Here is a 24,112-nt window from a genome sequence, read left to right on the forward strand (position 1 = left end):
CAATCCGATTGATTTTCGTGGATCAGCCCGGCTGCGTCAGACATCCAGGCATGGTTCACCTAAGCAGAACGAAGGGCTTCGGCGCGCTGCTGCCACCAAGGCCGTGGGAAACGGCGGGCTTGCATGTCCCGTTCTACGATGCCCTCAAATTCGGCTTTCATGACGCTGCTGAACTGCCGGTGCCTGGTCTCGATGTCGCCGAGCGTCCAGTCGAACGAGGCTATCGTGTCGGTGGCGTCGAGTATTTGCTCAGCGATGAAATCCCGTTCGCGTTGATAGGATGCGAAAGCTTGAGCCGATCCATCGAGGATCGTCCGCGCCAGACTTTCGCTGTCACGCAGGGCATCGGAAATGCCATGCGAGGTGATTGGGTCTCGGAAGAACCCGGCATCACCGACAAGTGCCCAGCCCGGACCATACGCTTGGCGTAGAAATCCCGGCACACCGCGGAACACACGTATACCGCCGTCGATCGCACCGTCGACATGAGCCCTCTCGGCCTGCGCGCCCAAGTCAGGAGAAAGCGAGCGCAGGACAGCCAGGCGCGCGTCTTCGTGGCTGCCCCGGAAGCGTTCGTCGAAATGTTCTGTCGGTACGGAGGCCACAATACAGGCAAGGCCGTCATTTGTCGGGATGAACGAGCCGCTTACGCCCTCGCGAAAATACCAGCGGTAGCTGCTCTCCGGCTCGATAGGGACGTAGGCGTAGAGGTGGGCGGCCGAAACTTGGCCACGCCGCAGTGTCTGCGCTCCACAGCGTTTCGCCACAAGCGATCCAATCCCATCCGCCCCAATGACTATGTCGGCTGTGACGGTAAGATGCGTTCCGTCCGAAGTGAGCATCTTGACGCCACGCACCCTGGCATCGGCTCCACTGACAAGATCTCCAACGACCGTGTCATGCAACACCTCGGCGCCGGCCTCGCGGGCTGCATCGACCAGCGTCCTGTCCAACAGCGTGCGCCTGGGGGCAATCAGGCCGGGCAGTTGCGGGCTGGCGCGCAGAGGTATGGTGATTTCCTGATCGCCATAGTGGAACGCGGTCGCCGTTATGAGGGGCGTGCCGGCGTCGAGCAGCCTCTTCAGCAGGCCCCAGCGCGACAGCTGGAGAACCGCCGGGCGCATCAGCGCATGCGTCGAAAGCGTGTCCGATCCATAGGCCCTCCTGTCGACTGCAAGGACTCGCATCCCGGCTCGCGCAAGCAGCATGGCAGTCGAGGCACCCGCACAGCGAGCGCCGACGATGATGGCGTCGTAATGGGAACAGCCTGGTTTGGTGCGCATTTGATGTCCTTACGCGGTGAGAGTTTCGGTGCCTATCGCTCGCTCGTCCGCGACGCCGCCGATGTGATGGGATGACGTCCGCGCAGCACGGCATTCGGCTAAGGAATGTTTGAGGCATCCTCCGTCGCTGCTCTAGATCGCCACTGAGCGGAGACGCGACTTTATTTGGCTCGTTGGCCTGTCGAGGTAATCAGCGATATGGGTGCTGAGCTCGCGCACATCGTCTTCAGCGCCGTGGATGAAGCTCGATTTCCGGCGACGCAAGTAAGGCAGCCCCAACACATACACACCGGGAACGTCAGCAACACCGCGACTATGCTTGAGGTCGCCCTTGCGATCTAAGATCGGTAAGTCCAGCCATGAAAAATCCGGCCGAAAACCGGTAGCCCATAGCACCGTGCGAATGTCTTCCCCGAGCTTGAGTTCCAGCTGTGATGTCTCGCCGACTCGGGTAGGAACGAAGCGTTCGGCGGGACCGACGCCGGACGGTGCATTCGCCTCTGCCCATTCGTCAATCGATGCGAGCAGCCGGTTCATCTTCAGGTCGGCAAGCGCGCAGACGTTGCGAAGCGATCCGGAAAACTGGGCTGTTGCGTCGCGAATGCCCATCAGGCGTCCGACGATCTTAACGCCTTGCCCCCGCAGGACATTGAGGTCGAGCGTGGCGCGGTCTGACGTGCCGACAAGCTGCGGCGACGGGACTCGTCGGGCGCGGTCGGGGTCGTCAGCGTCTTCGATGCGCTGGTCGAGCACGCCCGTCGCAAGCATCCACCATTGGATATCGCGACCTCGATATACGCGCGGCAGCCGAACGTGTTCGCCCACAGCGAGTGTGACGGGCCGGCCACTGAGCTGGATCTCCTGCGCCAATTGCAGGCCTGTCGCGGATGCTCCTACAACCAGCACGCCGCCAGGGGCAAGTTGCCCCGGATTGCGATAGGAGTGAGCCGATATCTGTTCCACGGTTGCCGGCATGGAATCGGCCAGTCGCGGTATGACCGGCTTGTTGAAGGCACCAGTGGCGAGCACCACGGCTCGGCACAGCCAGTCCCCATTTTGGGTTTCCACCCGAAAGCCGTGGCTAATCTGCGCAACTCTGTTGACTGTGGTGTGCGTCAGAACCGGTGCTGAGGTGTATGTGGCGTAATCGGAAATGAAATCGGCGATCTGGTCGGCGCTCATATAGCCATCCGAGTCGTCGCCCCGGTATGGGTAGTCAGGGAGCCGCGCCATCCAGTTGGGCGTGAACAGGCGCAGCGAATCCCAGCGCTCCGTGCGCCAGCTATTCGCCACCTCGCCTCGCTCGAGAACCACATGCGTGAGCGAGTGCTGGCCCAGCAGATAGCTCATCGCGAGGCCCGAGTGACCGGCGCCGATGACGACGACGTCAACGGCGCCGGCGATCCCGCGTGATGCGCTTTCGCTCATCAGGACTTGCTCGAGGTGACCGTTACATCGGTCGGGTTGGCGATCACGTCAAAGACGGCTGAGCGCTTCTGCGACTGCGCGACAAGGGCGGCTATATCGTCCGCGCTGGCGTCCGCGTCGATGTCGTAGTGCACCTTGATGCCGTCGAAGCCGTTGCGCACGTCCGGATCGATGCCGAGGATGCCCTGGATATTCATGCCGGCTTCGAGCGTTGCCTTGACGGAGTGGAGCTGGATGTTGCGGTTTTGCGCGACAGCCGCGATGCCTGCGGTCAGGCAGCCTGCCAGCCCGACCAGCACAAACTCGACCGGTGTCGCACCCTTGTCCTCGGATGCGAAGATTTCCGGGTGATCGGACTCGAACTTGTAGGTCTGGCGATGCTTCTGTTCTGCGCCCAGGCCGAAGAAGCCGTCGACTGTAGCTCGGTTGTGGGTCCCCTTGACCCACTCACTCGTCGCGCGCCATTTGAAGCGGGCGGCTTCGGGGGCATCCTTCAGCGCGTCACGGGCGCCAAGCAAGGCCGCGACGTTGACACCATTGGTGGCGATTTCGGTATGTTTGGTCATAGGTCTTACTCCTGTTGATGATTGAGGGTCCAACTTTTCAGCGGACGCATTGTCTTTCCACGGACGTGTTGTACGCAGCATGGGAGTGGGCGTGGGATCGTCTGGCTTCGCTCAGAGAACCTGGCCTCAGTTGTTGGATGAGAGCCTTTTCAGGCGCGGCGTAACGGGCCAGCCAATGTCCTTTTGAATTTCCATCGGCAGCCTGTTCAGAACGCGTTCGGACTTTCGTGCTTCACGGGCGTTTTTGATGGCCGCCCCGTAGCGCGCGATCGTTTCAAACACTGACATTTTCTTCTCCTGTAGAGCTTTCGGTGTCCCGCTATGCCAATGCACCCGCTCGACGGTCTGTTAAATGCGCCACATTTGTATCTGCAATGTTCCACCAAAAGTGTGGTTTTGTAACAGAGATTGCACAGTCCAAAAACATTTATGCTGTCAGAGGATCGATCGCAGGTGTCGATCGATGCGGTAGTCTCGCAGCCAGCCAACGGCTAAAGAGCGAGGGCAGGGTCGAAGATTGAACCTCTCGCTCAATATTCTCGTAGCTCATCCGTTGACGCGTTAGGCATAGCAAAAGTCTCAAATCGCCGCGCTCAATGACGAAGGCAAAACCATTTCGGTCGTCCTCGTCGACAACAAGGTGACGGGCGCCATTTCGATGCGTGATGAACCGCGCCCGGACGCCTTGGCTGGTCTCAAGGCGCTGATGAACTCCGGCATCAAGACCGTCATGCTGACCGGCGACAACAAGCGCACGGCTGCCGCGATCGGCAAACAGCTCGGCATCGAGTTCCGCGCCGAGCTGCTGCCAGAAGACAAGCAGCGTATTCTTGGAGAGCTGAAGGGACAGGGGCTCATCGTGACAAAGGTCGGAGATGGCATCAACGACGCGCCAGCGCTTTGCGGCGGCCGACGTGGGTATTGCTATGGGCGGCGGCACTGACGTGGCTCTCGAAACCGCTGATGCGGCTGTGCTGCATGGCCGTGTCCGCGACGTCGCCGCCATGATTGCGCTGTCGAAGGCCACCACGGCCAACATCAAACAGAACATCACCATGGCCCTTGGAAGGCGGTGTTCCTGGTCACCACAGTTATCGGCCTTGTGGCCGGCGATCATGGCCGATACCGGCGCGACCGTTCTGGTGACCGCCAATGCCATGCACCTCCTGCGCTGGAAAGGGGCGGCGTGACGAACAAGCGGTCCTTTGTGCTAGACTTGAAGCATGGCTGAATCGCACTCCCATTCGCATCTCTGGCCCGGTGTCCCCCTGGCGCTAGGCTCCGCCGCCCTGTTCGGAGCGGTTTCGCCATTCTCCAAGCTTATCCTTGACTCAGTGAGCCCGCTGATGCTCGCGGGCTTGCTCTACCTCGGCGCCGGACTAGGGCTGGCGTTGTTCTGGCTGTACCGCCGTTCGACCGGCGGGGATCAAACAGAAGCTTCGCTGCACAGGGCCGATATTTCGTGGCTGGCAGCAGCGATAGCCATGGGCGGCATCGTTGGACCGGTCCTGCTTATGTCCGGGTTAGCTCTGACCACGGCGTCGAGCGCAGCATTGCTGCTGAATGTTGAAGGCTTGGCCACCATGGCGATTGCTTGGCTAGTCTTTCATGAGAATGTCGATCGTCGGCTGCTGCTCGGCGCGGGCGCCATCCTCGCCGGTGCCATTGTGCTGTCGTGGGCGGGGCAAGGGATTGCGGTCAATGCGGGTGCACTCCTGGTCGTCGGCGCCTGCCTCGCTTGGGGTATAGACAACAACCTGACCCGCAAAATCTCGGCGGCCGACCCGGTGACCATCGCCATGCTCAAGGGCTTGGTGGCCGGCACTGTCAACATTGGCTTGGCAGTGGTGTCCGGCGCCGTGTTTCCGCATGCCGCGTCCTTGGGAGCGGCGGCCGTCGTGGGCTTTCTTGGCGTCGGCATCAGCCTGGTGATGTTCATCCTGGCCTTGCGCCATCTCGGTACGGCACGCACGGGGGCGTACTACTCGCTGGCGCCCTTTATAGGGGCCTTCCTGGCCATTGTGCTGGTCGGTGAGCCCCTAACCTTGCGGCTGCTTGTAGCGGGTGCCCTGATGGCTTACGGCCTTTATCTTCATCTCGCTGAAAGACACGCGCACGAGCATGACCACGAAGCGCTGGAGCACGAGCACAGCCATGTTCATGACGAACATCATCAACATACCCATGACGGGCCGGTGACGGAGCCGCATTCGCATTGGCACCGCCATAAGCCTATGAGGCATTCTCATGTGCACTATCCAGACCTTCATCATCAACATCGGCACTGATCTCCGACGAGTGCCGCGATCAATATGATGTCCAAAGACCAGGCGGGCACCAGTCGTCCATCTCGGCTATTTCCGCAACAGTTGGTGGTCCGGCGAAATGGCTCGATGAGGCAGCCTCTGCCGACGTGGGGGCGCTCTGCCAATTCCTGCCCGGACCGGCCTCCAGCCATGGCCGGACCGCCGCACAGCGGTGTAGACGATGTCTGCTTTCAGGCAGTGACCGCGGAATGCTGAATGGCCGACAATGGGCGCACTGCTGCCGCTAGCACTCCCAAAAGCGAACTTTCGATTTCTGGTCCATGACATCCACATGTCCACATCCGCCATACAGATCCGGGGCCAGCCAGGTCAGGATGCCTGTTCTGTTCGGAAAGCTGTGAGGATTTCTATTGTGCGGATAACGCAACTCGCCACGCCCCTGAGCAGTCCTGCTGCGTCAATGCCGCGGCACAAACAGAATACCGTGTCGGGTTTGTGCGGAGCCCTCTACGCTGCACCTGGTACTTGTGGTATAGGAATGACACTTTCTTTTTCACGGAGATTCCGATGAGACAGATCGAAAGCCGCCTCAGTCCGCCAATGCGGCAGGCTATTCCGATAATTCGACGCGTTTTCAAGCAATATGCGCCGAGGCGCGTCGAGCTTGAATTCACTGCAGGACAAGAGTGGTATAATCACTCTCGTTGGTCCCTGCATCATTCCGGTAACGCAGTTGATATCAGGACGAAAAAACTGTCTGATCTTGGGGTCGGCATGTTTTCAACTCTCATGGGATACTTTTTGCAGAAGGAACTTGACTCTAACTTTGGAAGCGCAAAGTATTTAGTTCTGGTGAACGACCTAGGGCCTATGTTTCCACATATTCATGTTCAGTATAATCCCGGAGCGAGGATGAGCACTCCCGGAGATGACGACGGAAAGCGACGGAGACAACGACGTCCAATAGTGTGAAGGTGCCGAACGCTAACAAACGTCCCATCACAAACGTCTTTTTGGCTCGATGACGCGCCAATATTTCGCGGTCGGATCCGCAGAGCATCCTTAGCCACGCCTTCTCGATTCTTAATGAGAACCTCCCCGTCGATTTTATCTCGGGCTGTAAAAGCGCACCGCCGTGGCCATCATGCCGCATCGATTATCCGAGCGATCGCTTCGGCGCCGTTCTGCCACCCATCCGATCGTAGCCGGGCGCACGCGCTGACAACACGCTCGCGCCATGCCTTATCGAAGATCAGATTGAGTTTGCTCCGCAACTGCGAGGCGTCGGGCTCGACTGCGAGGCTTGCTCCGCAACCGTTTTCCTCAGCCCATCTGCTACGAACCGACTGCCGGTCCATATCCGGAGCATCATTGGGAACAAAGATGCTCGGAACCGTGCCAAGGATATGTTCGTGGAAGATGTTATAACCGCAACGCGTCACGGCTGCGTCCCAAGCGGCGCTGTAGCGGAAGGCGCCGTCGACGCGGATTATCCGATGACGGTCACTAGACGTTACGGTGCCGATGGTCTTCTGCATCGGCTCCAACTCGACCACACAAGTGTTTGGCCTGCCCAGCAGATCTTGCAGAACGCGCTCGCGCATCCTGACGTAGGTATCGATTCTGGTCGACACTAGATCGACCATGATGAGCGTCCGGTCACGAGGCAAGGCAAGCGCATCGCGGGCTTGTTCTCGCGAGAGTCTCTCATTAGGGTTGATCACTAATACGGGCGGCACCCGCTCAACGGAGGCCCGGTCGCTCACGGTCGGTCCCTCATCGAGCGCTTCGGCCAGATCGCCCGGCTCGATGATGGTGCTGAAATGAATGCCGGCGCCAATATAGGAGCGATGTATCTCAGGCCACATTGCACGCCGAATCCATAAGGATTTCAATGGCTTTCGTGCGCGCAATACATCGATAACCCCGTCGAAGACGAAGTTGACGTCATAGACAAGGGTGTCGGCACCACTCATGTTCAAAGCAAGCTCGATCTCGCGCGCTAGATTTGCGTGCCATTCCGGCTCCGGCTCACCGGTGGCGTCATGATGCGGGACAAACTGGAACGGAAAGCCGTTTGCAGCAATCATCCGTGCCGCATAGGACATAGTCAGGAAGAAGGCGCTACGCTGAGAGAGGCGGGAGGCGATGGCCAATTGGCGGCTAATATGGCCGCGGCCAACGCCGTTCGCAGAGACAAAGAGTGCAGCGGGTCGACGATCACGTGACGGAAGCTGCGGCCGTTCTGAAATGCCGCCAACCGGGGCAACAGTCCTTGGCGCTCTCACTCCGCTCTTCTCTATGAAGAAGACCGCATTGTTGTTGTAGCCGCGCCATTGGTTTTCCGGCACTGCTATTTCGCGTAGTCGTTCTGGCGGAACCATCAAACTGGCATCATACGCTTCCGGCACTTTCACGACTGCCGCAATCGTTGAACTCAGGTCCTCGGTTCCGAAAACGCGGTAGTGATCGGTCTGGCCGAAGTTCTTCAGACGGTCGCTCTCACTGTCGGAGAACGATTCTCTGAAGCCGCCGCTCATAAACGGGACAGTGAAGGCGTGCACACCCCCCTGCGCCACGAGCAGGTCGAGTTGCCGCAATATGGTCTTGTAGTCACATGCAATGTGCTCCAACACATGATTATGTATCACGATGTCGAACGATTGCTCCGAAAACTCAGCAAGCCCGTCGCATAGATCAACTCGCGCTACGGAAAGGCCGGGATATTTGGCCGGATCAATATCGCAGGCGAAGTAGCCATCGCCAAAGCGCGCGCACAGAGCGCGCGCCAGCCCAAGCTCTGGCGCGATATGGAGAACACGGCGGGCTCCGTTCAGATACGACCGGGATCGGAGCAACTCATAGAGGAGCCGGTGGCGTTCAAGGGAATGGCAACCGTCGCATTGGGCTCTCGGTCGCACGAAAATGCTCGCCGGGTTCGGTGCCATGTCGACAAATCGGGAGCATCCGCAAATGTTGCAAGTCGGTACCCGCCCGCCCCTCCAGCTTCCAGCATCGGGTCGCGGTGACATCGATACTCAATCCTCTTTCGTAATATCCCAGTCGGTGCGAACCAGCCTGGCGTGGTCTTCGATATAACTCGCGATGTCCTCGGAGCCATTCGTCCATTCGATCGCCGTGCAGCGGTCAATGATGTTTGCTTGCTCGGCGGGATCGAGCAGGCGGTCGACAAGCGCCTTGCTGTGAGCCAAGTCGAAATTCCGTCTCAAAACCAACCCTCGTCCAGTCAGTTCGGCCCAACGGGCGCGAGCGAGTTGGCGGTCCATCTCCTCCGCTTCGTTCGGCACGAACAGTGTTGGTATCGCTCCCAGCACTTGCTCATGAAACGCGTTGTAGCCCGCAGCACTCACGGCTGCGTCGAAAGCCAAACTGTATCGAAAGCTTGGAAACAGCGACAGGCGCTTCAACCGTGGATGGTCAGGCACGCCCCGAGGATCGACAATGTCTAGTGGAGAGCGGATGTCGAGCACCATGGTGTCTGTCCGCCGGAGCAGCGCGTCGACGACGGTCCTATGCACACTGGACATGTCGTAATTGGCACCAGAGCCAAGTTGGATGGCAACCACCTTTAGGCTGTCGGCCAGATCGAGCGCTTTTCGGGCCACCTCGCGCGGCAGGCGTTCCGAAGGCGCGACGTGCAGAACCGGCGGAACTAGGAACACTTCTCCACGACACGCTGCGGTCGGGCCGGTGTCAAAGTCCTCGGCTAGTTCACCGGGCTCGATAACGGCATCGAATTTCGATGCCAGCTCAAGAAACGGCCGATGGACTTCCCGCCACATCGGGCGCCTGACCCAGATCGAAAACATATTTCGATGAGTGGCTACGGCGCGCACCACTCCGTCGAACACCGCGGTCGCGTCGTAAGCGAATATGGCAGGCTTTAAATGAGAGATTAGGTCGAATAGCTCTTCCGAAAGAACGCGGTTCCAGTCACCGACGTCGGCACCGATATGCCGATGATATGGGAAGAAGTGTGCAGGATAACCTTCCTCAATCACCGCCCTTATGGAATAGGACATTGTCGCGAAGTGCGCCTGCAGGGTAGGTGGTAAGTGGCGCGCTATAGCGAGTTGCTGTGCCAGATGCCCGATGCCAATGCCATTTGAGGACATAAACAGCACATTGCGATCAGGCAAGGGTTGCAACGACGAGAATACCGAGCACGCAGCAGCAACGCTAGGCGTCACCCTAAACGACCGCAGTCGCTCGACGTAGCGCTCGGCCATGTGGCGCATTTCTACATGCGCGCGAGCACGGGCTCCCTGCTCTGCATAGGCGACAGGGTCGTCGACGAAACGCTTGATCACGCGTTCCACTTGTGCCGGCGCGGAGTAAACCGCCGCACCGGCGAATAGATCTTCGAAATGGGGAGGCAGTATAACAACAAGACCGATCGCCATTGCTTCCAGAACGGTGCGCCCGAATGCCTCTGACCAGTCGTCACTATGGTAGTAGACATAAAAATCGAGTGAGCGAAGGAAATCTGAGGTGCCATCCCACGAAAATGGCAAGAGCTCCCAATTCGAAGGTAGGTCGCCATATAGCTTCTGCAAATAGTCGCCCGCGCCCAATACCCGGACACGGTACTTCGACCCGTCAGACGGATAGGCCAACAAGGCGGTCTGCCTTGTGTTAGGCCATTTGAGCGCATCGGGGCGCGAATGCCGACCGATCACGACCGGGGTCGAAACGTTCCGAGGGGGGCGTTGTTGCCAGTCGTCCAGGTCGAGGAGATTCTCCCAATCGGCTTCGGTAGCGTTGGCGTGCGGCGGCAGAGTTCGTGGCAGGCTGTTCCGGACGACGGAACTGACCGGCGCCAGGTGGATTTCCGACCCAAATGCATCGAAGCAATTCCTGACAATCCGGGGAAGATCGTACTGGACGGCATATTTCCGATCATAGCAAGGATGGTGCAATACCACCACGACACGGTCCGACCGGATTCGGATGGGGCGTGTCGGCCTATTCTCCATGATCGTGGGGTGATGAATTATAACAAGGGTTGCTGAGATTCTCACGTCGGGGTCGAGCCTTTCGGCAAGCCCGCTGTCGAGGATGGCGCGGATATGCGGGTGAACAGGAAAGGGAAGCCCCAGAAGCGGCCCCTTCACCATCAAAAGCCCAATACGAAGGCCCATGCGTGCCGCACACTTCATTTCAAGCGCGATTGCCGTCGAGGTTCCTCCCTCGAAACGAACGTCAGCAACGAAAACAATGTCGAAGTGTGTCACGTCCCCCGCACCGGCGTTTGATCAACGGATGACAATGCCGCGGCCAAAAATCCGTCGATGTTCTGTCCGTAGGCGATAATGTGGATAGGTCGCCATTTGGCTACCAGCAGCGCCCAGCGTTCGGTGAGGTACTCCGGCCAAGGCATTACCGCAGCATGGAGACGCTGCTCCAGCAGCGGCGGAAAATATTCGAAGATTGCCCCATTGCTTCGAAAGATGCCGAATTCCGACGAGTCGGTAAGAAAGACCAGGCGATGCTTGGGTTCGAACTTGCGCGAGGTAGTCTGGATAATCTCATCGAGAAGATCCGATTTCACTCCAAGAACCGTCACCATTACGAGTGGTTTGGCAGCTACGCTCCGGTAGATGTGCATATCGTCTTCGTCGGAAGGAATCTGCTTATCGTTGCGGCGCTTAGCGAACGGTATAAGCGATCGAAGCCTCATATTTCACCTGCCTCTCTACGCGTTTCAGTGAAAAGGCCGATTCATGGACTTTTATTCAGCCGGCGTTCCTCGGCAAGGTCAATGGCCACAAATCAATACTGGGCGGTGGCATTCTGTCTGCAATGCTGCCTTGGGTTGTCGGAGCCGAGACCGCTACACACAAACGTTGCGCTGACCCTGTCATCTCGGTCTCGAGTCGCAGGCATGTAAATCCCGAATTGTCACCCTCCCCCGGCGGCGATGCCACCGGATCGACAATCCAGGCAACGTCGCCGCTATCGACGATCTCTGCAGCAAGAGTTTGCCCTCCGATGGTGAGCGTTGCCGCCCTTTGCCGCCAGAAAATTTCTGCTTGGGTGAAGGCGCGCCAGTTGATCCGGATGGGTTCCAGCGTGTCGTGCTTGCGCGTGATCTCATCAACTATCCAGACGTATTCGCCATCGATCACAATGCCGCGACGGTGACGCACTGGGGAACTTTCGTCTTCAATCTCAAAGGCGGCCGCAACGAAGTCCACTTGATCGGAGGTCCCCAACCATCGCGCATGCGCCCCCAGCGACTGAGATCTACCATTGAACGTGATCGTGCTATGGCCAGCCGTCCCAAGTCGAAAATAACTGAACCGGGCGTCAAGGTCGAAATACCCGGGAAGCGCGTAGTCGTCACGTCCAAGTTCGCTTATGAAACGGATTTTGCCAACCTCAAAGACGAACGATCCCAAATCAAGATGTGCGTGGTTGATATCGTTGCGCCCGCCTTTGAACCCGATATAGGCCTCAGAGGTTCCGATGGACTTCCGCAAGATACAGATTCCCGCCCCCTGAAAGGCGGTGACCGGTTTCTGAACGAATAAACTCGACTCCTGTTCTTCGGAGAGCCACAAGAGGTCGAACGGATGAAGATTGCCAGGCGAAGTCCGTTGCCATAGAGCCGCCTCCGGCTGGCCGCTATGACTGGCAAGCCAACCAAGGATCGGCGAACGGCCGGGATGCGGGACCGTATCGCCGAAATCGAAGCATGCACCTGAGGGGGCAGTGGTTTCCCGGTTGAAGAGCCAACTCGCAGCAAGGCCCGCAGGGTCGGGGATTATAAAGCCCCTTTCACTAAGCGCGGCCAGTGCCACGACGGCGTATCGTGCAGAATGCTCCCAGTAACCCGGGCCTTCGGCATAACCACCATCGAACTCAAAAGAGGACAGGCCATGGGCGAGTGCGGCTGTCGCGCGCGCAATGACTTCCCCCGCTAGTTCTGCATGACGCGCACCAACTGCCAATGCTGCAACGATAAGGCCGCTACAGCAAACGACATTCCAATTGTGTGCCGCTGTCGTCCAGTGCGCTGCGGCGCGCAACTGATCGAGGCCCGGCCGCAAAGCTCTCTCGGCGAGAGAGTCTTCTAAAAACACGCGTTCCGTATGTGACGTCGCCGGACCGAACCATTCCAAGCCAAGGGCAAATCCGCATGCCATTTCGGCAACGTCGAGAAAATGGGACGGATTCCAGCTATCGAAAGCTGTAGCGTTCTCAAGTTCAGAAACGCCTCGACGGCGATAGCGATTGTTTCCCGTCAATATCGACGCCATTCCCAAGACGGCGACCCGATCGTACAACCTACGCGCCGTCGGCAGAATTACGCTCCGCCCCGGCTCGCGTTCCAACAGAAGGGGCGGCAAGTCCATCAAGCAGTCGGCATCAGAAAGGACACTATCCGCAACCCTCCGCGCGAAGGGGTCCGAATCGACTGATCTTCTAATCCTTGCAACACCATGTCGTGTGACAAAAAGCGGCGCATTCATTTTGCCTCAATTCGAAGCAAACAACCTCAGTGGTTCGAAGGTCGAAAATTGCGTTCCCGATCGACGGGTTTGGGAGGCGCCATCTCGCGGAAGATCACTCAAAGGTTAGTAGTGGGACGATTGGCGCGGGCTGGCGCTCCTTACCGCATTTGCCTTGGGTATCTTCGCGCACCTGGCGCCTTGAACGCCGGGGTCGCAGAGTTCGGGCTTTCCGCCGCTGGTCTCACACCCGCTCAGAAGCGCTGCCGAGGAGATTGCAAACGCCAATGACGAAATCTTTGCCAGCAAAAACTTGGTCATGGGTTGCTATGTTTCCCCAACACAACCTTCAGCAGGACATAGGGTAGCTGAAAGGGCACTGTGAGCACAAGCCTCTTCCAACCAATATCGCGAAACTACGCGTCAAAAATGTTTCGCCAGCAATTCCGGCTTTGTTAGGCCCCGCTCTTTTTATCGCCAATCGCTAGCAAAGTCATTTAATGGGCTTCGCCGCGAAACGGCTGGCAAGCAGCTTAGCCTGCTTCAACTGTTTCTTCGAAACTTTTGCCTCCAGCTCAGACAGGGCTTCATCAGCCGAAACGGCACCGCCCTTCTTTGCAAGATAAAGCCATTTCAAAGCGACGACGGCATCGGATTTCCCTCCGACCCCATCACGGTACAATTTTGCGACTTCGACTTGCGCGTAAGCGTTTCCTTGCGTTGCCGACCGTTCGATCCATTCCCTTCCCAACAATGGGTCGGCTTTTACGCCGGTACCGGAAATGTAAAGTTCACCGAGACGTTGCTCTGCCCAAATATGCCCCATTTCGGCTGCGCCTTGCAAAAGGATCGCCGCTTGTCGCTCATCTTTCGGCACGACGTCGCCGTTGAGGTAATAGCCGGCCAGCTTTTCCATGGAAGGAGCAAATCCCTGGCTTGCCGAGCGCCATAGCCATTGAACAGCTTTGCTCTTGTTAACCGGCACACCGAGCCCGCCCTCGTAAATCAGCGCGAGATTGAGCTCCGCAAAGACATTGTACTTTTCGGCACCGAGCGCATACCAGTACCGGGCCTCCTTCAAGTCCTTCTCGACGCCGCGACCGTCACGGTAAACGTCACCCAACGAACGGTACGCAATTGGGAAGCCGGCTTCGGCGCCGGCTTGATAGAGCGCGCGGGCCTCCTCGTGACGTCCGGCCGCGTCGATGGCTCGCGCATAATTGGTCAGAATCCTCAAGCTGTCGGGATATTGTTCAAGCGCGTGCTGGCAGACTGGAACCGCCTTGGCAGGCTCGATCTGGCCAAAAAAGACCCCTACCGCCGGATCGGCGGCCTCTTGGACGTGCCCGGCCAACCGATCGCAATCAGTGACTTCCGGGTAAAGCGGGTTTTCAACGAACTCCTGAAAATTCGGTGTCTGCACTGTGGTAATGGGAGTCATGTTTGCTAGGTCGGCGGTCGACGTATCTTCTATGCGCAGACGGGCGAGTTTGGCGAAGAATCCATCCGGATGCGCTACGAGATAGTCTTTGTATGCAGCTGAACTCCCGACTTTGTTCGCCTTGTTCCAGTCTGAAAGATCCGCCACTGAGGAGAGCCCTCGCTTTTCATTTCCGCTCTTCGGCGTTTCGGACTTGGGAGGCTCTTCGATAGCACGGACATGTGCGGTAGCGAGGTCGGAGAACAAGCCATCCGGATATTTGGAAATGTAACCCTTGTACGCCTTGAGCGTGTCGGCCGTCGAAGCATCCCGCCAAGCGGTTGCATCTGCCTCGGACATTCGCACCACTTCGGGCTCGTCGCCCATGGCGCTAACGAAGAAAAAATCGGTGATCAACGAAGTGTTGTCCCAAGGCACCTGCAATCCGTCTGTCTTGTCGACTACGGTTTCGCGAACACGCTTAAATACCTGTTCAATCGGCAGACCAGGCTTCGAGATGTAGGACGCGAGTGCCTTGCTAAAAGGACTGTCAGCGTCCGCACCATCCATTGCAGCCGCACCCGGAGCTGTCGCGAATGCGATAAACGTACCGACAGCACCTGGCATTTTCGCGAGACCGTCATCGAAATCCGCCTTCGAGTTCTTGGCGCCACCTTTCAGTGGATTGTCACGACACGCATCCAGAATAAGGATGGCTACATGCGGCTTGGCCTCCATCAGTTCGTCAGTGATTGCTTTCAGGCTGACACCTTCGAAAGGCAGATCCCCAGGTTGCCTGACTTCGGTGTCGATCGGCAGAAGGAAATTCTCATCGTGGTATTGGATGCCGTGCCCGGCATAGTAAAAGACCACGACGGTGTCTGAATCGATTTTCCCGACGAAACTTTTAATCGCCTCGAGGAAGTCACGGCGTTTGGCATTTACTGCCGTTATCGTGGTGAAGCCGACCAACTCCAACGAAGATGCGATCAGCCGAGCGTCATTCGTCGGATTGGGAAGCTTCGTAACGTTCGAATAGTCTGAGTTTCCGATAACAAGTGCGAGCCGAGTTTCGGCCGCCGCCGGCTTTACGGTGTCCCACAACGCCAGTGGGACAAAAAGGCAGGCGCTAAGTACCAGGCGGCGATTGACCATTAGCCGACCCCTAGAAGCCAACTCGAACAAAAATCATCATGAGCATACGGCGACATTGGCTTGGATCACAAGTCGGAACACCTCAAAAGAAGGGCGGTCGACAAAGTAACTGCGGGAATTTAGCCACTATGGCCGCTCGCGCTTGCCTTCTTCAAATTCGCGGGCTGCAACTTGGGCTCATTCCTGCATAATCCGGCATTGTTCGCGCTTGCGAGACGTAGGAATGGAAAATCTTTGCGTATCCGATCGATTTTGATTAGATTTTAGGAACAAGCCATATTGGATTGTCCGTGGCCGCGTCACCCATTGACAGCTTTTGCCTGCTCCCCTGGATCCACGCGCACGTAAGCGCGCAGGGCCGTAGAAAGCTTTGCTGCATCGATGTCTCTTTGGAAAAGTATCCCGAAGGCGGCCCCTCGGCTTCACTGGAGGATTATTGGAATTCGGAAGAAGTCAAAGGCGTTCGTCGACAAATGCTGAGCGGCACATTGCCGAAGCGGTGCGGCCATTGCTCGAATACGGGCAATCGGACTCTTTCTTACAAGGACGAAGTGTTAAGCCGCTGGCCCGAGATGATCGACAAAGCGATAGCATCGACCGCCGACGATGGTTCCACAACCCTGCAACCTGTAACATTCGACTATCGAACGTCGACCTGCAATTTGCGCTGTCGGACTTGCGGTCCGCATTCCTCATCCTCAGCGGAGGTCGAGGCGCGCCGTAACATCGGCCTTCAAGAACTCGGCGAGCACGTTCACAATTGGGACCCCGCGTATGTCGATCTCAGGGCTGCCGCCTTGGGCAGAGCTCGTGAAGAACTGATGACGGCGGCCAAACAGCGCCGTGTAGGACATCTGTATTGGGCTGGCGGAGAGCCCCTGATGGATTCCACCCATTGGGATGTCATGAGCGAACTCGCATCGTCCGGCGAAGCCGCAAATGTCGATGTGGCATATAACACCAATCTCACAGTGTTTTCGTATCGGGGCCGAAGCGTCGAAGATTTGTGGCCCTGCTTCAATAGTGTGTATGTGCAAGCATCTATCGACGGCGTGGGGCAGGCTGGCGAGTATATAAGGACCGGCTTCAAGACTGACATATTTGCCCGAAATTTGGATATTCTCCTTGATATGACGCGTAGGCATGCGTGCATAAGTGCGGCGCTCGATTTGACTTTAACATCAGTCGGCCTGCTTCATCTGGGTGATTTGTTGCAATTCGCTCTCAAGCGCAAAATACACGTAACAGCCAAGTTGATGGTGCCGCGCGACATCAACCGCTATATGGCGGTCGAATTCCTTCCGCAACAAGTCAGGGCGGATTGGTGCAGAAGATGGATGATTTGGATCGACGCTCACGATCGGGACAGTCTCTTCGACACGGTGTACTCGACACTCGAACTTGCGTTGACGAGGGAGAAGCTTGGAGCCGCCGCACCCCCCAAACGTAGCGCTTACGACGCCAAGGTCATCGGAGAATTTGAAAGCGCCCGCCACGATCAGGGGCAGTTCCAAAATCTTCTGTCAGTCGACCGGCGGCTCGCCAACTATACCGGAGATTGACAACAGTTTATCGCCCGTGTTGTTGGCTCCAAATGGGAAAGTGAGTTCACTTCTCCACAGTTCGAGCTGGGCGACAGTCTATCACGCATCGCTGGTTCGTAGATGCCCGTTAGCGTTCCCTCCAGACAAGAGGTAAATTGTACTGCCGAACACGGATCGACTTTGTTTCCCTTAGTGCCGTTGGCGGCCTCACCCCATGTTTCCTGTCACGAGCGCTATCGCCCTATCCGGCCTTCGCAGACATAGAACGAGTAGCCAAACAACTCGCCAGGATCGATCCGCGGCGAGTGAGGGTTAAGCGGTTCTTCGAGCATGATTTCAAAATGCAGATGGGGAGGTTCGCCTACGGCATTACCTCCGGTGCCCGTGTATCCAATCACTTGGCCTTTGTGTACTGAGTTCAAGTTCAACATCTTGCTGAGATGAGCGTAAACGGCATAAAGCTTGCGATAGGTCTGCAGCCCTCCACACGTTCTGCTCCACGGATCGAACTTGGGATTATCGAATTCTAGGACAATGGCCTCTCCGTACCCCTTAACGTTATGAAATCTGTGTATTATTCGTCCGTCTGCTATCGCGTAGACCGCCGAGCCAGGTCGGGCAGACAAATCCCATCCTCTATGCCATTTCGCCTTGTTCTTTTTGTCCTTTCTGACCAAACCAAATGAGTTGCCTAAGGCTTCACGAGGTCCGTCGTCCCGAATCTTGTTCACGTCGAGCGGCAGTTTCATGTTAAGTGCTCCGATGGCGTTGCTGCAGCATATCAACTTTCCCACGCCATGATAACCTTGCCCTCGTGTAGGAGCACGACCTAGGCCAACGCTTACATTGTTCGAGCGCCAGTCTTCGACCTCGTTGCGGCCGAACGCTGGAGGTCTCCCCCGATCCCTGTCACCCGTCCGCCGATTTAAGATCTCCTTGTTTTTATTGAAATCGAGTCACAACCCGACCTCGACCGCTATGGTGCACTAGCAGGCACCACCAAGTTTCGACGCCACGCATGGTGCCTTACAGGTACCCTTGGATGGTGCGGCCGTGCGAATTGTCGAGCGGGCGGGCATGTTCTAGCTCCAGAATTCGATTCCACTATGTAGGCTGATTTGTACGTAGCAAGTGACAGCCCTTGGTTTGCGCAGGTAAGCTAAGCCGCAATGGCGGAGACTCGCTCCCCCACCGACCCGTCCAAGGAAGCGCCGAGCGCTTGGTGACGCGAGATTGAGCGCCGGGTTCGGTAAACTGTCGGTTGGTGCTAGTTGCCGGGGTTAGTTGCGGCAGGTTGGACCCTCCGATGGTACAACCATTGGACAGCGTATCACGCACCAGGTATGGAATTGCTGTTTTTGTTAGATTTTTTATGCTGGGACGCCGTGTGATTTGCGCCTTGTAGGGGCGTATCACTGGGCTTCGGACACAAAGTCACCAATCGGCGAGGGGGTCGTCGAAGGGGATCGGCTCGCCGTCCGTCACGACCGGCCACTCTTGCGGCTCTTCGGGTTCAGACATCTGGCCACGAGCAGCTCGGCGCGGGCCCGGCGGCGGGCGGCCTCGTCAGGTGCGTCGCGAGTGTATCGGGCACTGGGAAGCGGCTGGTGCGCGTTGGTGGGCTCAGGCGCCTCAGCGGGGGTAGGCAGTAGGTCCTTTAGCATCTCTTCCAGTGCCAGCGCGGCCTCGCGGGCCGGGCGCTGCAATTCGATCGTTGCCGCGGCGGAAGCGCAGTGTCCTCCTTCGTAAGGAGCGATCGACCCTCGACATGAGCGTACGACCGCTTCGGGCTAGGCAAAGCCACGCCAGAACGACGACAACGAGGCGTAATGTGGACCGGCAGCCTTTGGCCGGGAGCGGACCGTCCCCTTCGCGACAATTGATCGAGAAAACCGACGCTTGCGTCCGGCAAAGTGGCTACCGCCTTGCGCCAGAAGCGGCGATTGAGGTCACCAGAATAGACGGCCTACTGGCGGCGGCCGTATTTCTTGAAAGTCGCATTCCAGTCGGCTGCCAGCGCGTCAAGCGTTTCCTTGGCCGTGCCGGAATCGCCGGTTACATAAGGATATACGCGCTGGTTGAATTGTAGCAGCAGTTCGGCATTCTCCGGAACCGCCCAGAAATCCTTCACCTTGAACATGGTCTCGTGGAAGGCCTTGTTGTAGGGCGTGGCGTTCTGGAACTCGTCCGACTTCAGTATGGCTGCGCTGCAGGTGTAGCCGCCGAGCGCCGCCCACTTCTTCTGGGTCTCGTCCTTGATGAACCATTCCAGGAACTTCAGGGATTCGGCCTGCTTCGAGGAGTAGGAGACGATCGAGATGCCCTGACCGCCAAGCGCGGCGAACTGGTCGCCGTTCGGTCCTGCAGGGTTGGCGAAGAAGCCGGTGTTCTTGGCGTTGGGATTGCTCGCCTCGTTGATCAGCGACGGGAAGAACGCGAAGAAGTTCATGCTCATCGCCGCCAGGTTTTCAGTGATCGCCTGGTTGTCCTCGGTGAAAATGGCGTTGGCCCACCCCGGAGGCGTGAATTCGTACAGCTCCTTGTAGGCATCGAGCGCGGCAATCGCCTTGTCGGAGTTGATGAAGCCGTCGACCTTGTAGGTCGAGTAGTCGCCAAGCTCGCCGCCGTACGAGAACAGCATGCTTTCGAAGCCCGCTGCCAGCCCGTCGTGGGTATTGTCGGTATAGATCGCGACGCCGTACTTCTTCTGGTCCGGACGGTAGAAGAACTCGGCGATGTCGCGCAGCGCCTTCAAATCCTTCGGCACGCCGAGGTCGTAGCCATACTTCGCCTTGAAGGCTTCCATCTCCTTGGGGTCTTCGAACCAGTCCTTGCGATAGGACCAGCCGACGGCGTCGCCTTCGAGCGGGATCGCCCAGTATTTGCCGCTGTTGCCAGGATATTCGGCGTAGAATTTTACCGTGGCAGGGGCCATGAGCTTGGCCACGTCGTTCTTGGCGAAGAAGTCGGTCAGGTCGACATAGTGGCCGCCGGTCGAGCCCGCGCCGAGCCACTGCGAGTCGCCGACGACCATATCATAGGCGTCGCCGCTGGCGTTGAACTCGGCGAAGGCCTTGGTTTCGAATCCCGGCCAGGCAGTCGTTTCAACAGTTACCTTGACGCCGGTTTCCTTCTCGTACTCGTTGCCGAGTTCCTGAAGGTAATTCGCCGGATCCCACTCCGCCCAAAGGATAGTGAGTTCCTTGGCCGAAACAGGTCCACTCGCAAATGTCATGGCGGCGCCTAGCAACAGACCAGCCCACGTTTGCATATCGCTTCTCCTTCCACAGCAGCGTCGTCCAACTAGGAATTTGCGTATTGGATGCAGTGCTTCACCCACGTTCCGTCTAATGCGAAAGCATTTGGAGCAGCCCTTTGGCCTCTAGGAGATCAGGTGTGTCAAACCCCTCGGTGAAGCTGGCGTGGACTGGCGCAAGAATATGCCGCGCCTTATCGTTGCGGCCTTGGCCGGCATAGAGGCGGGTGAGCCGAAGCGCGGCCCTCAGTTCAGAGGATTTCGCGCCTTGATCGCGGGCCGCCGAGAGCGATTGCTGGAACCAGCTTTCGGCGGCTTCATCGGTCGGGTCCAGCGCTGAAACCAACTCACCCCTTGTGCACAATAACTCTGGTAGCTGATACTTCGAGGTCGATTTGCCCAGAGTGTCGAAAGCCTGCGCCAGGAGGGCAAGGCCTTCGCTTGCATCGCCGCGCTCGCCGCAGTTGCGCGCGAGAATGCAAAGGTAGTAGGCCATGCCCATATCCGCGCCAGTTGCGGCGATACCCGCAATTCCCAGGCGCATTTGGCGAATGCCTTCCTCCAACTGCCCCAGACCGGCGAGCGCCCAGCCGAAATACACACGAGACTGGCCAAGCAGCAATGGCATGACGAATTCATCACATAAAGTGACAGCTTTCTTCGCCCATTGAAGGGCTTCGGCAGGCTCGCGCCGCATCAGGTGGACCAAGCAGAAACTTAGCTGCGCTTGTGCTGTGCTGACCGGATGCAAGTCTCGCTCGGCTAGCGCTATTGCATCGCGTGAGCGTGCGAGAGCCTGGACCGAATGGCCGCGCATGAAGAGCATCTGTGCAGAAAACGCCCTACAGCATACGCCCGGGTCGTGTCCGGCATAGCCCCAGGCAAGGTGATGATGTCCTCATAATCATAAGTGGCCAGGCCATGGCTTGCATGACGTTCGCTCGCGCCGTAGTCGCCGAGGTAATAGTAGATCCCCCAAAGTTGGTGATGTGCTTCGAGGATGTACCCTGAATCATCGGAAGCTTGCGCAAGCTCCAAACCTAGAGTTTGGCATTGGTGGCCCAGGGCCTCGGCCGCTCGTAGGTTGCCTGAAATGGTCTGATACGAGCTCTCCCCGCGCATCGCAGCGAATATTTGAGGCTTGTCGTTCAGCGTGTCGGCGAGCCTTCGCGCATTCGAAAAGGCTTGAAGGACTTCTGGAGCCCCCCAGCCCTTGGCCGCAATCATTGCGGTGCCGGTCGCGCTCTCCAGGGAAAGCTCCCGCCTAAGGCGCTCCTCAGATCCGGGCAATGATCCAACCAGCTCTAGCCCTTTCCGGAGGTGGGACGCTGCCTCGAGATTGGCAGATCGCTTCAGCGCGAGTTGCCCTGCCTTCAGCCAATAGGCGACAGCCAGATCATTTACGCCGGCCACCGTATAATGGTGGGCCAGTGTCTCGGGCTCTGCCCCGACAATATTCTGGAATTGCGCCTCCAGCGTCGAGGCGATCTTGGCATGGATTTGTTGCCGACGGCTTTTCAGCAGGCTCTGATAGGCTGCATCCCGCACGAGCGCATGCTTGAACGTATAGGTCGACTCTGGAGGAACGCCTCGCCGAAAAACGAGCTCGGATTCTTCCAACTGCGGCATCACCTCTTGTAAATGGACTTCGTTGGCACCCATCACGGCTGCCAGCAACCGATGATGGAAGACGCGGCCAATGCAAGCGCCGATTTGAGCTACCTCCTTGACCGCACCCAGTCGGTCGAGGCGAGACATCAAAGAATCCTGAAGGGTCGACGGAATGGCAAAAGGAAGCAGAGGACCTGAGAGCACGTAGTGGTCGCCCGCGTCGATAAGGAGACCGGATTCGAGCACGGTCTTGGTCAGCTCTTCAACGAACAACGGAACGCCTTCGGTTTTGGCCAAGATCTGGCTGGCTACCTCCGGCGGCAACGTCTTTCCACCCGCCACGCGATCCATGATCGCTGCTCCTTGACCGAGTCCGAGGCGATCGAGCGAGAGCGCGGTTACATGCGAAAACTGAATCCAACGCGGCTGAAACTCAGGTCGAAAGGTTACAATCAGGAGTGCCCGCATGTTCCGCAGGCGTTCAATCAGCATATCCAGCCACTCGCCGGTTGTCGGATCGATCCAGTGCGCATCCTCGACAAGGACGATGATGGGCTCGCGCGCGGCCAGCGATTCAATTTGTTGGACGAGGGCGGCCAAAGTACGGGCCTTTTGGGCTGACGGTGGCAGCCTGGTCGACGAGTATCGGCCGGTCGTGTCGATCGACAGCAGTGTCGCCAACAGCGGAATTGCTTCCACCACGTCCGGAACGATCCCGCGGAGCAGGGCCTCCAGCTTGTCGAGCTTGGTGTCGGTGCTGTCGTTGCGATCCAGTCCAGCCGCCCGCTCGACCTGCGCGGCCACGGGGTGAAGCGCGCTGTTGATATGATAGGGCGAGCAAAAATAGCGTAGTCGCGCAGGGGGCCCGGCGCTCAATCGATCGACCATCGCCGCGATAATCCGGGACTTGCCAATACCCGGCTCTCCAGACAGCAGCACCACTCGGCCATCCCCGGCACAGGCCCGGTGCCACTGGTCAACCAAAAACTCGAGTTCCTGGTCCCGCCCAACAATCGGCGTCACAATGTCCTGCCGCGCCTCGAAACGACTCTCTGCCGCCGTCTCGCCGACAATGCGCCAGCTGCGGAACGGCTTTGCGAAACCCTTGAGCTCCCGGTGGCCGAGATCGACCATATCGAATAGACCGGCCACCAGTCGTTGCGTGCCGTCAGCTACAACAACGCTGCCCTGCTCGGCGAGCGCTTGCAGCCTCGCAGCCAGGTTAGGCGTGTCGCCTACAACGGCCTCTTCCTGTGCTGATCCTTCGCCAACGAGATCACCGACAACGACCAGTCCCGTCGCGATGCCAATGCGGGCAGCCAGCGGTTGGCCTCCCGGCGCTGTAAGTCGGGCTGTTGCTGCAGCGGCGGCCATGCCCGAGCGAACCGCTCGTTCGGCATCGTCTTCGTGCGCCTGCGGCCAACCGAAATAAGCCAGCACCCCATCACCCATGAGCTTGGCGACTCGCCCTTCGTAGTGGGTGATCTCTCCTGACACTGCGATCTGATAAGCGCGAATGACCTCCCGCATGTCCTCAGGGTCGAGGCGCTGCGACAACTCGGTCGAGCCGACGAGGTCCACGAACATGACTGTTAACTGGCGCCGTTCGGCGTGCGGTGGCCGTGCGTCACCCTGCTCGGGCGGCCTTGCCGGCGAGCTTCCGCGGTCACGCGAGGATGCTTTGATCGGCAAAGGGCTGGACGTGTCTCCGAAGGAAGCCACAGCGGTAAGCAACCGGCGCCGATGACCGACCGATGTGACCCCGAGTGCTATCAGATCCTCCGCCGTTAGCTGAGGAAGCATCTCGGGTTCAATGTCATTGTCGCGAAAGGCCGGAGCGTATCGCTCCAGTCCAAGGCTACTTAGCCATCCCGGGATGTCCACGTCCTTCTCCCCTAAGGGTGCTGTCTGGAACCATATCGCAAATTGGAAGGGGAGTCGTCATACCCTCGGGAACAGGGAACGGCAGTTACGGGTCAAACCCGGACATCATGCCGCCTGACCCGAGCGTCTGCTTTCGGGGAACGACCAAGTAGACATCAACGGCGGACATGAGGCGCATTGCGGTCCGGCAGCCTTGGGGCCGCATGCGGTATGACCGCTTCTA

Annotated in this window: 15 protein-coding genes and 3 pseudogenes; 4 read left to right on the plus strand and 14 right to left on the minus strand. The window is 58.2% G+C overall.

The features are described from left to right. Positions 1–59: 59 nt before the first annotated feature. The 4 genes from NLY36_RS07345 to NLY36_RS07360 form a co-directional block, all read right to left on the minus strand. Positions 60–1,283 carry an NAD(P)/FAD-dependent oxidoreductase gene (locus NLY36_RS07345; protein WP_023734916.1) on the minus strand — a complete coding sequence of 408 codons (1,224 nt, stop codon included), beginning with the start codon at positions 1,281–1,283 and terminating at the stop codon, positions 60–62. 132 nt (positions 1,284–1,415) lie between these two features. Continuing rightward, entirely contained in the window at positions 1,416–2,711 is a 1,296-nt protein-coding gene (locus tag NLY36_RS07350) for an NAD(P)-binding domain-containing protein (RefSeq protein WP_023716279.1), read from the minus strand. After that, positions 2,711–3,277 carry an OsmC family protein gene (locus NLY36_RS07355; protein WP_023716280.1) on the minus strand — a complete coding sequence of 189 codons (567 nt, stop codon included), beginning with the start codon at positions 3,275–3,277 and terminating at the stop codon, positions 2,711–2,713. Before NLY36_RS07355 ends, NLY36_RS07350 begins: the two co-directional genes overlap by 1 nt. 126 nt (positions 3,278–3,403) lie before the next feature. Continuing rightward, positions 3,404–3,565, minus strand: a complete 162-nt coding sequence (locus NLY36_RS07360) for a hypothetical protein (protein WP_023716281.1) — start codon at positions 3,563–3,565, stop codon at positions 3,404–3,406. A gap of 292 nt (positions 3,566–3,857) precedes the next feature. On the opposite strand from NLY36_RS07360, the pseudogene NLY36_RS07365 reads away from it, so the two are divergent. The 3 genes and pseudogenes from NLY36_RS07365 to NLY36_RS07375 all read left to right on the plus strand — a co-directional run. Further along, positions 3,858–4,467: pseudogene (locus NLY36_RS07365) on the plus strand (HAD-IC family P-type ATPase); the annotation flags it as partial. A 33-nt stretch (positions 4,468–4,500) separates the two neighbouring features. Continuing rightward, the gene (locus NLY36_RS07370; protein ID WP_023716284.1) at positions 4,501–5,565 is read left to right on the plus strand and encodes a DMT family transporter; all 1,065 of its coding nucleotides are present in this window, start codon (positions 4,501–4,503) and stop codon (positions 5,563–5,565) included. A 49-nt stretch (positions 5,566–5,614) separates the two neighbouring features. Further along, positions 5,615–5,732 (plus strand): annotated as a pseudogene (locus NLY36_RS07375) (chromate transporter); the annotation flags it as partial. A 954-nt stretch (positions 5,733–6,686) separates the two neighbouring features. Here NLY36_RS07375 and NLY36_RS07380 read toward each other — a convergent pair. The 5 genes from NLY36_RS07380 to NLY36_RS07400 all read right to left on the minus strand — a co-directional run bounded on the left by NLY36_RS07380 (position 6,687) and on the right by NLY36_RS07400 (position 15,594). Next, positions 6,687–8,492: a class I SAM-dependent methyltransferase gene (locus NLY36_RS07380; protein WP_023734918.1), complete on the minus strand. Its 1,806-nt coding sequence runs from the start codon at positions 8,490–8,492 to the stop codon at positions 6,687–6,689. Positions 8,493–8,582: 90 nt separating this feature from the next. Next, the gene (locus NLY36_RS07385; protein WP_023734919.1) at positions 8,583–10,799 is read right to left on the minus strand and encodes a glycosyltransferase family protein; all 2,217 of its coding nucleotides are present in this window, start codon (positions 10,797–10,799) and stop codon (positions 8,583–8,585) included. Continuing rightward, positions 10,796–11,173: a hypothetical protein gene (locus tag NLY36_RS07390; protein WP_156933156.1), complete on the minus strand. Its 378-nt coding sequence runs from the start codon at positions 11,171–11,173 to the stop codon at positions 10,796–10,798. The genes NLY36_RS07385 and NLY36_RS07390 overlap by 4 nt, the downstream gene beginning before the upstream one ends. A 127-nt stretch (positions 11,174–11,300) precedes the next feature. After that, entirely contained in the window at positions 11,301–12,827 is a 1,527-nt protein-coding gene (locus tag NLY36_RS07395; protein ID WP_196813637.1) for a heparinase II/III domain-containing protein, read from the minus strand. 685 nt (positions 12,828–13,512) lie between these two features. Then, entirely contained in the window at positions 13,513–15,594 is a 2,082-nt protein-coding gene (locus NLY36_RS07400; protein WP_023734922.1) for a caspase family protein, read from the minus strand. A gap of 290 nt (positions 15,595–15,884) precedes the next feature. Here NLY36_RS07400 and NLY36_RS07405 point away from each other — a divergent pair, with 290 nt between their 5' ends. After that, positions 15,885–17,156 carry a twitch domain-containing radical SAM protein gene (locus NLY36_RS07405; RefSeq protein ID WP_196813638.1) on the plus strand — a complete coding sequence of 424 codons (1,272 nt, stop codon included), beginning with the start codon at positions 15,885–15,887 and terminating at the stop codon, positions 17,154–17,156. Positions 17,157–17,371: 215 nt separating this feature from the next. Here the strand turns inward: NLY36_RS07405 and NLY36_RS07410 are convergent, their stop codons facing one another. From NLY36_RS07410 to NLY36_RS07430, 5 genes and pseudogenes are all read right to left on the minus strand, one after another. Continuing rightward, positions 17,372–17,887, minus strand: coding sequence for a M23 family metallopeptidase (locus NLY36_RS07410; protein WP_023734925.1), 516 nt, complete (start codon positions 17,885–17,887; stop codon positions 17,372–17,374). A gap of 1,217 nt (positions 17,888–19,104) precedes the next feature. Then, positions 19,105–20,373: an ABC transporter substrate-binding protein gene (locus tag NLY36_RS07415; RefSeq protein WP_023825066.1), complete on the minus strand. Its 1,269-nt coding sequence runs from the start codon at positions 20,371–20,373 to the stop codon at positions 19,105–19,107. 112 nt (positions 20,374–20,485) lie between these two features. Next, positions 20,486–21,145, minus strand: coding sequence for a hypothetical protein (locus tag NLY36_RS07420; RefSeq protein ID WP_155923339.1), 660 nt, complete (start codon positions 21,143–21,145; stop codon positions 20,486–20,488). A gap of 17 nt (positions 21,146–21,162) precedes the next feature. Further along, the gene (locus tag NLY36_RS07425; protein WP_245260144.1) at positions 21,163–23,592 is read right to left on the minus strand and encodes an AAA family ATPase; all 2,430 of its coding nucleotides are present in this window, start codon (positions 23,590–23,592) and stop codon (positions 21,163–21,165) included. Positions 23,593–23,781: 189 nt separating this feature from the next. Next, positions 23,782–23,889 (minus strand): annotated as a pseudogene (locus tag NLY36_RS07430) (SAM domain-containing protein); the annotation flags it as partial. Between the last annotated feature and the right edge of the window lie 223 nt (positions 23,890–24,112).

Source organism: Mesorhizobium sp. C399B, from assembly GCF_030323185.1.
Classification (GTDB): domain Bacteria; phylum Pseudomonadota; class Alphaproteobacteria; order Rhizobiales; family Rhizobiaceae; genus Mesorhizobium.

Bases quoted from the DNA above. Each gene is read 5' to 3' on its own strand.
- NLY36_RS07400 (WP_023734922.1), bottom strand. From the start codon at position 15,594: ATGGTCAATCGCCGCCTGGTACTTAGCGCCTGCCTTTTTGTCCCACTG.
- NLY36_RS07350 (WP_023716279.1), bottom strand. From the start codon at position 2,711: ATGAGCGAAAGCGCATCACGCGGGATCGCCGGCGCCGTTGACGTCGTC.
- NLY36_RS07415 (WP_023825066.1), bottom strand. From the start codon at position 20,373: ATGACATTTGCGAGTGGACCTGTTTCGGCCAAGGAACTCACTATCCTT.
- NLY36_RS07345 (WP_023734916.1), bottom strand. From the start codon at position 1,283: ATGCGCACCAAACCAGGCTGTTCCCATTACGACGCCATCATCGTCGGC.
- NLY36_RS07395 (WP_196813637.1), bottom strand. From the start codon at position 12,827: ATGGCGTCGATATTGACGGGAAACAATCGCTATCGCCGTCGAGGCGTT.
- NLY36_RS07380 (WP_023734918.1), bottom strand. From the start codon at position 8,492: ATGGCACCGAACCCGGCGAGCATTTTCGTGCGACCGAGAGCCCAATGC.
- NLY36_RS07355 (WP_023716280.1), bottom strand. From the start codon at position 3,277: ATGACCAAACATACCGAAATCGCCACCAATGGTGTCAACGTCGCGGCC.
- NLY36_RS07425 (WP_245260144.1), bottom strand. From the start codon at position 23,592: ATGTTCGTGGACCTCGTCGGCTCGACCGAGTTGTCGCAGCGCCTCGAC.
- NLY36_RS07410 (WP_023734925.1), bottom strand. From the start codon at position 17,887: ATGAAACTGCCGCTCGACGTGAACAAGATTCGGGACGACGGACCTCGT.
- NLY36_RS07370 (WP_023716284.1), top strand. From the start codon at position 4,501: ATGGCTGAATCGCACTCCCATTCGCATCTCTGGCCCGGTGTCCCCCTG.
- NLY36_RS07360 (WP_023716281.1), bottom strand. From the start codon at position 3,565: ATGTCAGTGTTTGAAACGATCGCGCGCTACGGGGCGGCCATCAAAAAC.
- NLY36_RS07390 (WP_156933156.1), bottom strand. From the start codon at position 11,173: ATGCACATCTACCGGAGCGTAGCTGCCAAACCACTCGTAATGGTGACG.